Consider the following 13,276-nt stretch of genomic DNA (forward strand, 5'->3'; position numbering starts at 1 on the left):
AGAGTTAACATCCGTCAAACAAAAAACTCCCGAAGCACGTCTCACTTGTTGAAGGGAAGCCGCACCATTAAAGTTGAGCAAACGACCGCAGGAGCGCGCAGCGATGAAGATTCTGATCACCGGGGGAACCGGTTTTATTGGCCGCCGTCTGGTGGCCCATCTCAAGGTCAATCACGACGTGGTCGTCCTGAGCCGACAAGGCAGTCGCGCCTACTCCCTGCTTGGCCACGATGTGCAGATCATCGATAACCTCGACAGCCTCGATGACCTCAACGATGTGGATGCAGTGATCAATCTGGCAGGGGAACCCATAGCCGCAGGCCGCTGGAGCGAGCAGCGCAAACAGCAGCTCTGCGACAGCCGCTGGCTGCTGACCGAGCAGCTGGTCGACCTTATCAAACTCTCCACAACGCCCCCTAAAGTGCTGGTCAACGCATCCGCCATCGGCTGGTATGGCAGGCAGGGGGCAGAGCCCCTCGACGAGCAGTGCCGCTCACCCCATCAGGAGTTCACCCACCAGCTCTGTCAGCAGTGGGAGACGCTGGCGCAGGAAGCTGGCAGCAAGCAGACCCGGGTCTGCATCGTGCGGATCGGGCTGGTGCTCGGCATGGATGGCGGCGCCCTGCCCAAAATGCTGCCACCTTATCGACTCGGCCTTGGCGGCCCCATGGGCAGCGGCAACCAGATGATGAGCTGGATCCATGTGCAGGATCTGGTGCGCGCCATGCTGTTTCTGCTGGAGCACGAGGAGTGCAACGGTATCTTCAACGGCACGGCGCCTCATCCTGTCAGCAACCGGGAGTTTAGCCAGACTCTGGCTCGCACCCTCCACCGCCCGCACCTCTTCTTCGTCCCGGCACCGCTGCTGCAACTGGTGATGGGAGAGGCGGCCGATCTGCTGCTGACCGGGCAAAACGTACTGCCCGCGCATCTGCAACAGGCCGGCTTCCACTTTACCTACCCCCAGCTGCCGCAGGCACTGACCGATCTGTTGCGAGAGACTCGCTAACACTTCCCCTAACCACCACAGGCCGCACAGCAATCAGCCCGACCACTGGTCGGGCTGATTGCCTCCGGCACCTGCGCTCTCAGGGGCCTGATTACAGCAATCCCTGACCCAGACCACGCAACCGGTCGCTGAGGGTGCCCGCCAGCAGCTGGCGCCGCATTCCCTGACCGGCCAGGGTGACCAGCAACGCCCCCAGGGTTGGCAATCCGAGCCAGATGCGCCAGTGGAACTGCCACTGACCATCAAACCACCAGAACTGGAGAGCAACGGCACACAACTCCACCACCATGGCGGCACAGAGTCCGGCCAGCAAGCCACTCGCCACCAGCTCCCAGCGCAACATCTTGCCAAGCAGCGCGCTGCCAGCCCCCAGAGTGCGCATCAACAGCAGTTCACGCCGCCGCTGGGCCATGCTGGCCTGAGTCTGGGTCAGCAGCACCAGCAGTGCCGCCACCGTCACCAGCCCCAGCATCAGGGCCAGCGCCCGGCTCACCTGCTCCGAAACCCGGGTCAGCCGCACGATGAGATCATCCACATCAATCAGGCTCACCGTGGGATGGTGGCGGATCAGCCCCACCTCGGCGGTACGCCCCTCTGGCGGCAGCCGGTAGCTGCCGATCCAGGTGCGGGAAAAGGGGGCCAGCAGATCGGGTGAGAAGATCATGTAGAAGTTGGGCCGCATGTTGTCCCACTTGATACTGCGCAGACTGGTGACCCGGGCCCCGAAGCTGCGCCCCTCGATGGTAAAGGCGAGCATGTCACCCAGCTTGATATCGAGCCGCTTGGCCAGTTCGCTGTCGACCGATACCTCGCCGGGGCCGGAGAACCACTTCCCTGCCACCAGCTTGTTGTCGGCTGGCAGGGTCGTAGTGGTAGTAAAGTTGAGCTCCCGATCGACCCCTTCGCGACCACTGCGAGCCCCTTCCCCCACCGCATCACCGGCGATATGGGTCAGGCGCCCGCGCACCATGGGATAGAAGTCTGAGGTAACGGCGCCGGCTCCCGCCAGTTCGCTCAGGATCCCTTCCCGCTCGTTCTCGGCCACATTGACCAGAAAACGGTTGGGGGCATCGGCAGGCAAACGAGCGGAGAACTCCTCCAGCAGATCGATGCGAACCGCCCAGAGCAAGCCAAACAGCATCAGCGCCAGCGCAAAACCGGCCAGCTGGAACAGACCGCTGCGCCGCTCGCGCGACAGATGGGCCAATGCCAGCCGCAGGGCGTGCGGGCCGCTCACCCGCGCTCCCACTCTCAACATCAGGGAAGCCAGCAGAGCCAGCAGCCCCATCAGCAGGCCCATCCCACCCACCAAACCCAGCGCCAGCCGCACATCGGCGGTAAAGCCCCATACCAGCGCAAACAGGCCGAGCAGACCGACCGGCAGCGCCAGCCAGGGGGGAATCCCCGCCTCCAGCTCGCGGCGCAACACTCGCAGCGGCGGCACTTTCAGCAGCCGCAGGAAGGGGATAAAGGCGAGCAGCAGGGTGATGAAGAGGGCAACCGCCACACCTAGCGCAAAGGGGCGCCAGGAGGGTGGCGGCAGATCCGGTGGCAGCAACTCACCCAGCAGTTGCAGGGTGAACCACTGCATGATGGTGCCCGCCACCAGCCCCAGCAGGGTGCCGATCAGGGTCAGCGACAGCAGCAGCCCGCTCATCAGTTGCCACAGACTGGTGCGCGATGCCCCCAGCGTCTTGAGCAGGGCCACCATATTGGTCTGGCGTTCGGCAAAGTGACGTACCGCTATGCCCATCGCCAGCGCGCCCAGCAGCACGCCGCAAAGGGACGCCAGCCGGAAGAAGCGCTCGGCATTGACCAGCGAGCGGCCCACCTGGGATTCACTGTCATCGGGCGTGATCCACTTCTGCCCGGCCTGCAGCTGAGGAACCAGCCAGCGTTCATAGCGGGCCAGCGCCTCTCGCGACCCTTTGAAGAGATAGCGCCACTGCTGACGACTACCCGGCAGCAGGGCGCCGGTCGCCTCAATGTCGGCGCTGTGGATGAGCGCCCGCGGCGCCAGCAGGAAGGGGCTGAATCCCTGATCGGGCTCCTCGCCAAGCAGACCAGCCACCTTGAGCACCGTATTGCCCACCTCCAGCTCATCCCCCACCTTGGCCGTCAGCAACTGCATTACCCGGGCGGAGAGCCAGATTTCACCGGGGGCAGGAGTCCGGGCCGGGGTCAGCTCCAGCTTGCCGTAGAAGGGAAAACCGTCGGGCACCGCCCGGATTGAGGCAAGCTGCAGCGCATCGCCGTGAAACAGCATGCTGTTGAAACTGACCGTGGTCTGCAACGCCAGACCATCTTTTTGTGCCTGCAGCAACCAGCCATCCGGTATCGCAGTGGCGCTGCGCAGCACCCGATCCGCCCCGATAAAGTCGCGGCCAGATGCCTTGAGTCCCGCCTCCAGCCGATCTGCCACCAGCGCCACGCTGAGCACACAGGCCACACTCAGGGCCAGCGCCAACACAAACCAGCGCAGCTCGCCGCTCCATCCTTCCCGGCGCAGCAGTCGCCATCCCAATCGCCACTGCATCATCCCTGACCACCTCCGCTCACTCGCCTGCCCCCTGCATTACACCACGGCATGACTCACCTCGCGATCCAGCCTGCCTGCCGCCATCACCAGCTGACGCTGGCACCGGCTGGCCAGCTCTTGGTCATGGGTCACCACCACCAAGGTGGTGCCGTGCTTGCGGTTGAGTTCAAACAGCAGCTCAATCACCTTGTCACCAGTCTTGCTGTCGAGGTTGCCGGTCGGTTCGTCTGCCAGCAGCAGGCTGGGCCGGGTCATGAAGGCGCGGGCAATGGCCACCCGCTGCTGCTCGCCACCGGAGAGCCGTGGCGGCATATGATGCAGACGTTCAGCAAGCCCTACCGCCGCCAGCAGTTCACGGGCTCTGAGCTCACAGTCACGCTCACCGCGCAGCTCGGCAGGGAGCATCACGTTCTCAAGCGCCGTCATGGTCGGGAGCAGCAGGAATGACTGGAAGACAAAGCCGATCTGCTTGGCGCGCAATCTGGCCCGCCCCTCCTCATCCAGCTCGCCGAGTGACTTGCCGAGAATTTCGATGGAGCCAAGACTCGGCAGATCGAGCCCGGCCAGCAATCCGAGCAAAGTAGACTTGCCTGACCCGGAGGCGCCGACCAGTGCCACCGTCTCGCCGCTATTGACTTGCAGATCGATCCCTTCAAGGATGGTGAGGCTTTCCTGGCCTAGGCTGACCGATTTGCCGAGGCCCTTGACGACAATAATGGGGGTTGAACTCATGCTCGATATCCTTTGTCCCAATCCCTTGATGGCAATCCATAGCGGGAGTTGAATTGATGGTGCGTATTCTGTTTGCCTTGTTCGTTGGCCTCGGCAGCCTGCTCTCGTCGGTTCAGGCCCAGACTCTGCTGGTGCTCGGCGACAGCCTGAGCGCCGGTTATCAGATGCAGGAAAAGCAGAGCTGGCCTGCCCTGCTTGAACAAAAATGGCAGAACGAGGGGGGCGAGCACACCCTCATCAATGCCAGCGTCAGCGGTGAGACCACCCAGGGCGGACTGGCGCGCCTGCCCGCCCTGCTGGAGCAGCATGAGCCGGACTGGCTGCTGATCGAACTGGGGGGCAACGATGGCCTGCGCGGCTTTGCCCCTGCCATTACCCGCCAGAATCTGGCCAGCATGATTGCCCTTGCCAAAGAGAAGCAGATTCAGGTCGCACTGACCCAGATCCAGCTGCCCCGCAACTACGGAGCCCGCTATCTGCGCCAGTTCGAGCAGATCTTCCCGGAACTAGCCGAGACCAACAAGCTGCCCCTGCTCCCCTTCTTCATGGATGATATTGCGCTGCGCCCTGAACTTATGATGAACGATGGTATTCACCCTACCCCGGCGGCGCAGCCGCAGATCCGCGACAAGGTAGCCCGTTTTATGGAGCCACTGATGAGCCGCTGACACCTTGGCAACAGGCTGTGTCATATATACGACGGCAGATAAGCAAACATCCCGCCGAGGCGGGATGTTTTTTATTGCAAACTGTATGGCGGGTTACTTTTCCAGTACCTGACGCAGCCGCTCCTGCGCCACGCCAACCAGCAGGTCGGGCTGGAATTTGGAGATAAAGCGGTCACACCCCACCTTCTTGACCATGGCTTCGTTGAAGTTGCCACTCAGGGAGGTATTGAGGGTGATGAAGAGATCGGCCATGCGCGGATCGCTGCGCACCTCGTGGGTCAGGCGATAGCCATCCATCTCCGGCATCTCCGCATCGGTGATCATCAACAGGATCTCGTTGGTCACCTTCTTGCCGGCATCGCACCACCCCTTGAGCAGGGTCAGCGCCTGCAAGCCGTCCTGACACTCGATAACCTCAAGCCCCAGCTGCCCCAGCGTCTCGCGTACCTGATTGCGGGCAGTGCTGGAGTCATCGACGATAAGCACCTTGCGGCCATGCATCTCGGGCAGAATATCCCGATCCAGCACCTCTTCGGAGATGCTGATGTCGTAGGTGATGATCTCCGCCAGCACCTTCTCAACATCAATGATCTCGACAATCTGATCCACCCCGTCTTCTGGGATGCGGGTGATGGCGGTGAGATAGTTGGCACGCCCGGCCGAGCGAGGCGGCGGCAGGATATCCTTCCAGGTCATGTTGACGATGTTGGCTACCTGCCCCACCAGAAAGCCCTGAATGGTGCGGTTGTATTCGGTGATGATGAGGTTGGATTCACTGTCGACCGGCATGGGACGCATGCCGATGGCGCTGCGCAGATTGATCACCGGGATCGAGGTACCGCGGATATTGGCTACCCCGCTGATATTGTGGTGAGAGCCCGGCATCTTGTTGAGGTGCGGCAGCTTGACCACTTCTCGCACCTTGAAGACGTTGATGGCAAACATCTGGCGGGTGCCGAGACGGAACATCAACAACTCCAGGCGGTTTTCCCCTACCAGCTGGGTTCGTTGATCAACTGAATCCAATATACTCGCCATATGCTGACATCCATCTGATTATTAATCGACTTCTATTATAGAGGCTGCCTGCCAGGAAAGGCAGACGCATTTTCAACCAGATCGACCATGCAGATAAAAAAAGTGAGGCCTAAGCCTCACTTATCTCCTTGATTTAAAAATCAATAACTACAGACAGACTTCCAGCTGCCATCGGTGGCCTTGGGTTCACTGCTGGTCCACCAGTTGGCCTGCCACACCACCTTGTTGTGGGTGATGCGATCGCCCGCATTGGCATGATCCCCTTGCGGCCAGGTCGGGTAAGCCTTGTAGGCTGCCGGATTGATGTTCTGGCTGCTGCAGGTCGCACCGCCCTCACCACCGCCCGAGCCCAATACGGCCTCCGGCAGGGTCGGGAACTCGGCCTTGAGACCCGCGGTCTGGCTGCCGCTGATGATGCGGATGCCACTCGGCACGCCAGCGGCCGGCAGATAGTAGGTCATCGCCACTTCCACATCGCTGCCCGGCGTCCAGGCTTTCCAGGTCGGCAGCGTCAGAGCCACCTTGTGGAAATCCTTCTCGTTGGCAATCCCGTCGGAGTTCTGGTTGCCGCCGCTCTCCACCACTTTCAGCCCCATCCCGCTCTGGTCGGTGATGGTGTCAGAGGTAGAGGTTGGCACCAGGAACTCGATGCGGGCACCGCCCGGAATGGTCTGGGTCGAGTTGTTGGTGAGCTTCAGGGTCGGGTTGATCGGATAGTTGGAATCCCCCTCCTTGAAGCCGGAGAGGCTCACCGCGATGTCGAGCTGGGCCGCCGGAGCTGCCAGATCGTTCTGCTTGGTGTTGTACTTGGTCGCCTTGGCAAACTTGTCGTAGGCGAGCGTGGTCAGGGTATCCCCCATGCCGTACTCTTTTTTCACCGGATCGTAGGCGTAGTCACCCGCCATCTCCCAGAACATCACGCCACCCAGACCACGATTGACGATGTAGTCGAGCTTGTGACCCATGGACTCCTCATCCTCGGTGGAGAGGAACACCTTTTTCTCCTCGTTCCACAGCCAGGGGGCATGAGCCTTGTCGTCGTAGTAACGGACATACTTGCCCTGCATCACGTGGGCCGGGTTGTTGGGATCCAGACCCCAGGCCTGCCCGTAGCTCGGCATGGTGGTGATCCCCAAATCGGCTGCGTGCTCCAGGTTCTTGGCATGCCACATGGGGACGGCGCCACCGCCGATCTCCTTGCCGTTCTTGTCCAGATCGTGCCAGATGTTGTCGATGCCGACCGCCCCGTTACCGCACGGAATGGTGCCGCCACCGGTACCCGGCTGGCAATTGCTCTGGCTCGGCAGTGCTGCCTTGCCACCCAGACCGTGCGTGCCACCGCTGACCCCCTGCCAACCGCGGGTGTAATAGGGCACACCCACGTTGATCTTGCCGGCCGCCAGCGCACCACGGAAGTAGTGAGCAGACCAGGCTGCGTTGAGGTAGCCGATGCCGCCAAACTCTTTCTGGGTGTAGACGCCCCACTGCGCCAGCTCGGCGTCTGCCTTGTTGTCAAACAGGGCGGCGTTGTGGCCGACAAAGTGGTTCCAGGCACCGTGGAAGTCGTAGGTCATCAGGTTGACATAGTCGAGGTACTGGGTGACCTGGAAGTTCTCCATGCCGCGCAGCAGATAGGCGGAAGCTGGCGAGGCGATGGTCAGCATGTACTTGCGGCCATCCTCGCTGCCCGCTGTATCCAGCTTGCTGCGCAGGGTCTGCATCATCACCTTGTAGTTGGCAAACAGCTTGCCGCGGCACTGGTTGGAGAGCGGGAAGTCGTTGGGGTTGCCCGCATCCTTCATGGAGGTGGGGTATTCGTAATCGATATCGACCCCGTCAAAACCGTATTGACGGATGAAGCTCACCGCCGACGTGGCAAGCGCATTGATGCCATCGGTGTTGACCGAGCAGTCGCCCTTGGTGGTGGCAGTGTAGAAGCCGCGCGTATCGGCCCAGCCCCCGACCGAGATGAGGGTTTTCACGTCCGGATACTGCTTCTTGAACTTCGACAGCAGGTTGAAGTGCCCCTTGTAGGCAAACTCCGGATCCATCTCGGCACCCGGCACGCCATCCCAGGTCATCTTGGTCGCCGAGTCATCCACCTTGATGGTGTGGCTCTGCTCGTCCACCGCCGCGAAGGCGTAGTTGATGTGGGTGATCTTGCTCCACGGAATGTCACTCACCAGATAGGCGGGCAGGCCATTCTTGCCGGTGCGCCAGGAGGTGAAGTAGCCGATGACCCTGCGGGCATGGTCATCCCCCATGCACTCGTAGCCATCAGGACGATAGATCTGGCGGATATCGCAGGAGAGGTTGCCACCGGATGGTGGCAGCGCGGCCTCCTCGACAGTGACGTTCACTGCCGCCGACTCGCCGCTCAGATTGGTTTTGTCGGTGGCAACCAGCTTGAGGGCGGCACTGCCTTTGGCATCGGGCGTCCAGTTGACCTGCCAGGGGGCGGCATTGTCTTCCCCTACCTTCTTGCCATCGACAAACAGCTCGACTTTGGCCACATCGTTGTTGGCATCGGTGACGTTGCCGTTCACCGCCACGCTGCGACCCAGCGTTACCTTGGCACCACTGGCCGGGCTGCTGATGCTCACCTTGGGCGCCTCTGGCGCCACCACGGCAGCGACGTTGAAGCTCGAATCCGCCTCGCTCAGTACCTTGCCATCCTTATCCAGTGCCCGCGCTTTCAGGGCGTGCGCCCCAACGCCCGCAGCACTCCAGCTGGCGCCCCAGGGCGAGGCGCTGGCCGTGGCAGCAAGCTTGCCGTCGATAAGGTATTCCACCCGAACCAGCGCCGTCACCGGGCCACTCAGGATCACCGCCAGCGCAACGCTGGCACCTTCGTTAAAGCTGGCACCGGCAGCCGGAGAGCTGACGGCCACGCCGAGCGCCGGTGGCGGCACTTCGCCGCCGTAGAGCTTCCAGGCATCCGCCCAGACCACCCCGATACCGGGTTCATAGTGATAGGGTGATGCCCCGCACCAACCCGAGTAGGGGAACTCTTTGCATTCATAGAGGGCGCCGGCATTGCTGACGATGTCACCGGCTTTGTAGGCAGTACCGGCCTTGTAGGCGGGATAGGCTGCCTGCGCCCAGGCGGGCATGGCAGCGATAGCCACCAGCACGGCAAGCCGGCTGGGCCTCAGGAACTGTTGCATATTGTTATCTTCCTTGTTTTGTCTTGGCATTGGTGACCAAGGCAAAGCACAAGCGCAACCTGCGTGAAGGGAGGGAGACTACCGGCCATGGACTCGCCGCACACTGCCTCTTCACCCGGGGAAACCCCGCTATCTGGATCATCGTCTGATCGGAAGACCGGAGGTATTGCGTCCCGGCATTTCAACCGGTTTGCCCTTTACCTGGGTTCCGTGAGGAACAAGCCGAGTATAGAAAGCATGCTGCCGAGTCTCAATCTTCATTCTCGGAGAAAAATATGTGGTTGCCAGCGGGATCACACTTTCCCACCACGACCATTGGTAAGTGTTTTATCAGTAATTTCAGAGTGTTAGCCAAGTCAAAAAACGCCAAGTTGCGTTCATTTGTATCCCGGTAATGTGCGTTGGCTCACTGGTACGATATGCCGAAAATGTGACAATGCGCGCCCCTGGTCAGCGACCAGGGCTATGGAAACACTGGCAAAAATAAAAAAGGAACACTTATGAAAGGTACTCGCACCCTACTGTCTCTGGCCGTGGGGCTGGCCCTCGCTGCCCCCGGCGCCCATGCGGCATTTGTCTGCCCATCCGATCCGGCGCAACTCACCCCCATTCCGACTATTCAGGGAACAGGCTCAGGGAGCCAGTTCGCGACCGACACCGTGACCGATAAAAACGGCACCATCACGGGAAAAATCAGTCCGGGTACCTTCATGGTGCGCGGTGTCGTCACCACCCTAGGCCAGAGTCTGACCAAAGGCTTCTATCTGACTGATCCGGCGGGAGATGGCAATCCGGCGACCTCCGATGGCATCTTTGTCTATCTGAACGATATGGCAACCAAATACAAAGACGTCAAACCGGGGAGCGAAGTCTGTCTGGAAGCGCAGGTTCAAGAGTTTTACGGCGGCACCCAGCTGACCCCGTTTGTCGACAAAGCCACCAAAAAGGCCAACTTGCAGGTCACCGCACAAGGGCTGAATGTGCCGACCAGCGTATTGCAGGTCAATGAAGGGGAGACGCTGGCGCAGGCGCTCAATCGCCACGAAGGGATGCGGGTACGGCTCGACAGCAGCAGCGATCTCCACCTGACCCGCAACTACGGTTTCGACTACAAGGTTTATCGCAACAACGTCGAGCTCTCCCACAAGGCGCCGTTGCTCAAGCCGACCCAGCTCCATATTGCCAGCAGCCCGGAAGCGGTCGCTCTGGCCGCCAAAAATGGCAGCAACCGGCTGGTGGTCGAGTCTGATTACAAGGCGCCGGATGGCGTACTACCCTGGTTCCCGAGCTGGGATGCCGATCAGGGCTATCTGCGTATCGGTGATCAACTGACCGGGCTGGAGGGGGTCATTGTCTACAACAAGGATGCCTTCCGTCTGGTAGTACCCAGCGATGTCACCCTGAGCACCGGCGCCCTGCTGCGTACACCGGAAGATGACCGCCAGCCGGCACCCGCCCGGGCCACAGGCAGCGATCTGCGGATTGGCAGCTTCAACGTGCTCAACTACTTCACCAGCCACTCCAGCATTGGCGGCGCACTCAACGTGCTGTGCAAAGATCAGGCGGATGCCGACAACGCCAAAGGGTGCAACCGCGGCGCCAAGAGTCAGGCCGACTTCGAGAAGCAGCGCACCAAGATCGTCAACGCCATCACCGAGATGGATGCCGACCTGCTCGGCCTGATGGAGATGGAGAACAATGGCTTTGGCGACAACTCCGCCATCAACAATCTGGTGACCCGCCTCAACGAGCAGCAGAAGGATGCGAACAAGCGCTACGCCTATGTCCGCCTGCCAGCAAGCCTGCTCACCAGCGAGAAATTCTTCGGTGGCGACGCCATCATGGTGGCCATGATCTATCGCCCTGCCCTGCTCACCCCGGCTAGCGAGGCCAATGTCATCCGCATGCCAGAGCAGCGCTATACCACGGGAGGCGTGGCCAAAACCGCCGGCCAGCGCGATTCTCTGGTGCAGAGCTTTACCGTCGCTGGCAGCAAGGATCCGCTGACGCTGGTGGTCAACCACCTCAAGTCCAAGGGGTCGGGCTGCTATGAAAACGGCGATGGCAAGACAGAACCGGCCGACCTGCAGGGCAAGTGTACCGAGTTCCGCGTGAGTGCGGCCAAGGTGCTGGGTGAAGCGGTCAGCAAGCTGCCGGGACAGGTGCTGCTGGTGGGTGACTTCAACTCCTACGCCAAAGAAGATCCGATCCGGGTGCTGACCGATTACAACCCGGCTGCCAGCGAGCGCAAGATTGTTTCGGCCTCTCATACCTTTATCGGTGACCAGTCCTATGAACAGCTCGGTCGCGAGGTGACTCGCAGCTATGGCCTGATCGATCTCAACGTCAAGTTCAACAAGGAAAAAGCCATCTCCTACAGCTATGACAGCGAACTCGGCACCCTCGACTATGCTCTCGCCAATCCGGCGCTGGCCAGCAAGGTGGCGAACGTGGCCGACTGGCACATCAACTCCTTCGAGAGCAACCTGTTCGAGTACGGCAACCAGTACACCGGCACCCTGCTGAAATCGGATAATCCGTTCAGCGCCTCCGACCACGACCCCATCATCGTCGATCTGAAAATGAAGGGTGATGCCGTCAAACCGGACCACGGCTCAAGTGGCGGTGGTGCACTGGGGCTCGGCCTACTGGCCCTGCTGCCGCTGGCCTGGCGCCGTCGGCGCTAACCGGTAACCCGCTTGAAAGTAGCCAAAAGCCCGCGATATCCGCGGGCTTTTCAGTTTTGGCCATTTGATTTGCAAATGAAAGGCAGGAAAGCATGGGGAAAATAAATGCCTGAGAAAACAAAAAGGCCACCGCAATGCGGTGGCCTTTTCTACTTTCTTTACGAAAGATGGTGGAGCTACGCGGGATCGAACCGCGGACCTCTTGCATGCCATGCAAGCGCTCTCCCAGCTGAGCTATAACCCCGATGTGTGTGAATGACTGACGTCACTCTGAATTTGGTGGAGCTACGCGGGATCGAACCGCGGACCTCTTGCATGCCATGCAAGCGCTCTCCCAGCTGAGCTATAACCCCAAATTCGGCACTGAATGAATGGTTCTGGCGGCCATTCATCCTCAACAATGGTGGAGCTACGCGGGATCGAACCGCGGACCTCTTGCATGCCATGCAAGCGCTCTCCCAGCTGAGCTATAACCCCACAAAGGTCGGCTTGGGTGATACACACCGCACTGCCCTGGGTACTTCATTTCAATCAGGAACCTGGTGGAGCTACGCGGGATCGAACCGCGGACCTCTTGCATGCCATGCAAGCGCTCTCCCAGCTGAGCTATAACCCCTTTGATTCCAGATTGTTCGAGGAGAATTTGGTGGAGCTACGCGGGATCGAACCGCGGACCTCTTGCATGCCATGCAAGCGCTCTCCCAGCTGAGCTATAACCCCAACTCACCTCGGCGCCACCGAAGTTATCTCCGGCAACGGAGGCGCATGATAGGCATCACCCGCTTCACTGTCAACCCTAAAATCACCCCGATTGGCGCGTTTAATCAAAATTGCAGCAAGTCGTTGTTTTTATCGACTAAATGCCCGTAATCCCGCTGTTTAACCAGCGCTTTGGCGTGCTGGTCGCAACACCACAGCCTCTGCCACCACTCACCCAGTCATCACTGCAGGAGAGGGCGCTCTACGAGATGGCAAGGCAGAAGCGCCCAGCAGGAGGCGGTTCACGAAAGCCTTTCCATAAAGAGGATTGAATTTGAAAACCCTTTCCATGATTTATGTAAATTTACAACACGCAAAGTTGATCTGGCTCACAAATAGCCATAGGATCAAACCGTGACCCAGGTCACACAAAGTAACAAACCAACAGAGATATGAGGTGAAACCATGTTCGAGAATCTGGCAGTTCTGTTCCACCTGCGCGGTGCAACCAGAAAAAGCGGCGTAGTCGAGAAAGATACCTACGCTCCGTCTACCCGTGAATACTACTTCCGCTACGGCAAGTAATTGCTGAAAGCCTTTCACGGAAAACGTAATAAAACTACAACACACACATCATCACACAGCCCTCTCGAGGCGCTGTCCTGTCCGGGCCAGATGTTCCACGGCCAAACCTGAACTCCACCAAACAAGAATGGGGCCCGCAGGCCCCATCTTTT

General features: G+C 60.2%; 7 protein-coding genes, 5 tRNA genes and 1 riboswitch. Of the genes, 3 read left to right on the top strand and 9 right to left on the bottom strand.

The window, feature by feature from the left end:
- Positions 1 to 103: 103 nt before the first annotated feature.
- Positions 104 to 1,009, top strand: a complete 906-nt coding sequence (locus tag I6L40_RS18460; protein ID WP_071912969.1) for a TIGR01777 family oxidoreductase — start codon at positions 104 to 106, stop codon at positions 1,007 to 1,009.
- 91 nt (positions 1,010 to 1,100) lie between these two features.
- Here I6L40_RS18460 and I6L40_RS18465 read toward each other — a convergent pair whose 3' ends face one another.
- Positions 1,101 to 3,548 (bottom strand): ABC transporter permease, encoded by a 2,448-nt coding sequence (locus I6L40_RS18465; RefSeq protein ID WP_216994689.1) that lies wholly within the window; start codon positions 3,546 to 3,548, stop codon positions 1,101 to 1,103.
- A gap of 36 nt (positions 3,549 to 3,584) precedes the next feature.
- Positions 3,585 to 4,280, bottom strand: a complete 696-nt coding sequence (locus tag I6L40_RS18470; RefSeq protein ID WP_216994690.1) for an ABC transporter ATP-binding protein — start codon at positions 4,278 to 4,280, stop codon at positions 3,585 to 3,587.
- Positions 4,281 to 4,336: 56 nt separating this feature from the next.
- Between I6L40_RS18470 and I6L40_RS18475 the strand changes: the two genes are divergently transcribed.
- Positions 4,337 to 4,948, top strand: a complete 612-nt coding sequence (locus I6L40_RS18475) for an arylesterase (protein ID WP_071912964.1) — start codon at positions 4,337 to 4,339, stop codon at positions 4,946 to 4,948.
- Positions 4,949 to 5,041: 93 nt separating this feature from the next.
- Here I6L40_RS18475 and I6L40_RS18480 read toward each other — a convergent pair whose 3' ends face one another.
- Together I6L40_RS18480 and I6L40_RS18485 are read right to left on the bottom strand one after the other, a co-directional pair.
- A complete protein-coding gene (locus I6L40_RS18480; protein WP_033112748.1) occupies positions 5,042 to 5,986 on the bottom strand; it encodes a chemotaxis protein CheV in 945 nt (314 codons plus the stop codon).
- Between the two features lie 140 nt (positions 5,987 to 6,126).
- Positions 6,127 to 9,153: a glycosyl hydrolase family 18 protein gene (locus I6L40_RS18485; protein WP_071912962.1), complete on the bottom strand. Its 3,027-nt coding sequence runs from the start codon at positions 9,151 to 9,153 to the stop codon at positions 6,127 to 6,129.
- A 116-nt stretch (positions 9,154 to 9,269) separates the two neighbouring features.
- Positions 9,270 to 9,358, bottom strand: a riboswitch (cyclic di-GMP riboswitch).
- A 295-nt stretch (positions 9,359 to 9,653) separates the two neighbouring features.
- On the opposite strand from I6L40_RS18485, the gene I6L40_RS18490 reads away from it, so the two are divergent.
- Entirely contained in the window at positions 9,654 to 11,840 is a 2,187-nt protein-coding gene (locus I6L40_RS18490) for an ExeM/NucH family extracellular endonuclease (protein WP_071912959.1), read from the top strand.
- 168 nt (positions 11,841 to 12,008) lie between these two features.
- On the opposite strand, the gene I6L40_RS18495 is transcribed toward I6L40_RS18490, so the two are convergent.
- From I6L40_RS18495 to I6L40_RS18515, 5 genes are all read right to left on the bottom strand, one after another.
- A tRNA-Ala gene (locus I6L40_RS18495) sits at positions 12,009 to 12,084 on the bottom strand.
- Between the two features lie 33 nt (positions 12,085 to 12,117).
- Positions 12,118 to 12,193, bottom strand: a tRNA-Ala gene (locus I6L40_RS18500).
- 48 nt (positions 12,194 to 12,241) lie between these two features.
- A tRNA-Ala gene (locus tag I6L40_RS18505) sits at positions 12,242 to 12,317 on the bottom strand.
- A gap of 63 nt (positions 12,318 to 12,380) precedes the next feature.
- Positions 12,381 to 12,456: transfer RNA gene (locus tag I6L40_RS18510), tRNA-Ala, on the bottom strand.
- A gap of 28 nt (positions 12,457 to 12,484) precedes the next feature.
- A tRNA-Ala gene (locus I6L40_RS18515) sits at positions 12,485 to 12,560 on the bottom strand.
- Positions 12,561 to 13,276 lie beyond the last annotated feature (716 nt).

It is taken from the genome of Aeromonas sp. FDAARGOS 1410 (genome assembly GCF_019048745.1).
GTDB classification, from domain to species: Bacteria; Pseudomonadota; Gammaproteobacteria; order Enterobacterales; family Aeromonadaceae; genus Aeromonas; species Aeromonas jandaei.

What these genes read in the sequence shown, in the direction of transcription:
- I6L40_RS18460 (WP_071912969.1), top strand. Translation starts at nt 104, where the DNA reads ATGAAGATTCTGATCACCGGGGGAACCGGTTTTATTGGCCGCCGTCTG.
- I6L40_RS18465 (WP_216994689.1), bottom strand. Translation starts at nt 3,548, where the DNA reads ATGATGCAGTGGCGATTGGGATGGCGACTGCTGCGCCGGGAAGGATGG.
- I6L40_RS18470 (WP_216994690.1), bottom strand. Translation starts at nt 4,280, where the DNA reads ATGAGTTCAACCCCCATTATTGTCGTCAAGGGCCTCGGCAAATCGGTC.
- I6L40_RS18475 (WP_071912964.1), top strand. Translation starts at nt 4,337, where the DNA reads ATGGTGCGTATTCTGTTTGCCTTGTTCGTTGGCCTCGGCAGCCTGCTC.
- I6L40_RS18480 (WP_033112748.1), bottom strand. Translation starts at nt 5,986, where the DNA reads ATGGCGAGTATATTGGATTCAGTTGATCAACGAACCCAGCTGGTAGGG.
- I6L40_RS18485 (WP_071912962.1), bottom strand. Translation starts at nt 9,153, where the DNA reads ATGCAACAGTTCCTGAGGCCCAGCCGGCTTGCCGTGCTGGTGGCTATC.
- I6L40_RS18490 (WP_071912959.1), top strand. Translation starts at nt 9,654, where the DNA reads ATGAAAGGTACTCGCACCCTACTGTCTCTGGCCGTGGGGCTGGCCCTC.